This is a genomic window from Salinispora cortesiana, from assembly GCF_000484695.1.
Lineage (GTDB): Bacteria > Actinomycetota > Actinomycetes > Mycobacteriales > Micromonosporaceae > Micromonospora > Micromonospora cortesiana.
The window spans coordinates 1-2,102 of record NZ_AXVR01000156.1 but is presented as its reverse complement, the minus strand read 5'-3'; the positions used below and the strand labels follow the sequence as shown (position 1 = coordinate 2,102).

Here is a 2,102-nt window from a genome sequence, read left to right as displayed (position 1 = left end):
GGGGAGCTGATCACTCGGTCCTAACGTACCCGTCTCGATCTTCAGGCGGATGTCGTCGGCGACGCGAACTTGCATAGGTCGCGCATCCGTTGGGCCGGTACTCATGGGTCACAGCGTAAACCTTTGAAGGTCTGCATACAGAATACTTGACCGTGACGCATTGAGGACCTAACGTGGGCCGCACGTCGATAGGTCTGCATGCAGACCGGTTGACCTTATCCATTGCTCTATCAGTGGGCACAGAAATGGCCCCGGCGGGGATTGGGCCCCGCCGAGGCCGCACGGCATCCCACCAAGGAGGCTCAGATGCCAGTAATGAGGGTACGTGCTGCCCGGAATCAGGGGGTAGAACCCCATGACGGTGACGTGTCTGCGCTGGTGGCGCGGGTGCAGGCTGGCGACACGGAGGCGTTCGGACTGGTCTATGACCGGTATGTCGACCAGGTGTTCCGCTTCGTCTACCGACGGGTCCTGGACCTGCAGGTTGCTGAGGACCTGACGTCGGAGACGTGGCTGCGGGCGTTGCGGAACCTGCCGGCGTTTCGTCGGCATGGCGACTTCGCCGGTTGGGTCACCACCATCGCTCGGAACCTGACGATCAACTACCAGCGGTCGCATCAGCGCCGCGAGCGGCCGGTGGCCGAGGTCCGCGATCCGGTCCCTGCTGGCGAAGTGTTCAGCCCGGAGGCGGCAGTGGTGCAGCGGCTGACCCGCGAGGCTCTGGTGGAGGGCATCGCGCAGCTGAGCCCAGTACAGCGGGACTGCATCACGCTGCGGTATTTGCGGGAGATGTCGATTGATGAAACCGCTCAGGTGTTGGGCAAGACTCCGTCGGCGATCAAGGTCATCCAGCACAAGGCCCTGCGGGCCCTGCGGGGTCTGCTGCCTGTGACGGCGGTGATGCCGGCATGAGCACCGTGACGATGACGCCAGCCAACGGCACTCCGGCTGTGCCCGCGCAGCGAGTGCCGATGGGTATCCGGGTGACTGCTGGGCCCGGTGCACCAGCTCCACAAACCACGGCACAGCACGAGGTTGGCCGCCTGGACGAGCTGCTGCGTGTTGGCGCTAGCAGTGAGGCCGCACGAACCCGGCAGCTCGCCGCGAAGATCGGTGGGCTGGTGCAGGAACTCACCGACCGCGTGGCGGCTGAGGAGGCACAGCGGCGGGAGCGGGAGGCCACCGCGGCCCGTCACCGCAAGTTGGCTGAGGACGAGGCATCGCTGGCCAGCCGGCTGGCCGAGGTACGGCAGGAACTGCGTGCGGGCCGCCGCGAATCATCGGCATCGTCGCGGAATCGCCGGCAGGGCGCGGGCGAGCGAGTTGCGATCCGGAAGTGGGCGCACGCCAACGGCTACCAGGTTGCTGATCGGGGCCGGATACCCCGGGAAGTCCGCGAGGCATTCGCCACGGCTACTGGTTCGGAGGTGGCCCGGTGATCGCCGAGGTGTTGCTCCCTGCTGTTGGTGCGGTGTCGCTGGTGGGGCATGTGTGGGCTGTCCGGTCGGTGCGCGGGTTGCGGGGCCGGCTGTCTGAGGCCCGCCGTGGGGCCGCCACGGATCCGTTGACTGGTCTGGCTAACCGGGCGGGCCTGAATCGGGCCTTGGCTGGCCTGGCGGACGAGTCCTACGACCTGGTCCTGGTGGACCTGGACCGGTTCAAGCAGGTCAACGACACGTGGGGTCACGCTGCCGGTGATGCGTTGCTGGTGGAGATTGCTCGCCGTTTGCAGGCGGTGGTGGAGGACATCGATGGCGCGGTGGTCGCGCGTCTGGGCGGTGACGAACTGGTGGTGGTATGTCCGTCGCCGGCGCCGTTGGCGCAGATCCTCGGTGCCGATGTCATCGCGGCGCTGGCCGAGCCAATTGAGGTTGGCGATGGCGTGATGGTGACGGTGCGGGCCAGCGTCGGTGCGGTTCACGTCACCGCTGGGGAGGACTGGTCGCGGGCACTGGCCGCGGCCGACGAGGCCGCGTATGAGGTGAAGGCCCGGGGCGGTGACGGCCTGGTCGAGCACGACGTGCTGACCGAGCTGCCGGAGGTGGAGCCGAGGCCGTTGCTGCGGCTGCGGGAGCTAGCGGCTCTGACCAGTGTGGTGGGGG

General features: G+C 67.4%; 3 protein-coding genes. All 3 read left to right on the top strand.

Translation table 11 applies throughout. The features are described from left to right. Window positions 1-306: 306 nt before the first annotated feature. Entirely contained in the window at window positions 307-912 is a 606-nt protein-coding gene (locus tag K228_RS0124725; protein ID WP_245603601.1) for an RNA polymerase sigma factor, read from the top strand. Then, complete coding sequence (locus K228_RS0124720) at window positions 909-1,439, top strand: Lsr2 family DNA-binding protein (RefSeq protein WP_025620759.1); 531 nt, start codon at window positions 909-911, stop codon at window positions 1,437-1,439. The genes K228_RS0124725 and K228_RS0124720 overlap by 4 nt, the downstream gene beginning before the upstream one ends. Further along, window positions 1,436-2,102 (top strand): GGDEF domain-containing protein (locus K228_RS0124715; RefSeq protein WP_025620758.1); only part of this gene is annotated, 667 nt, incomplete at its 3' end. The genes K228_RS0124720 and K228_RS0124715, both read left to right, overlap by 4 nt.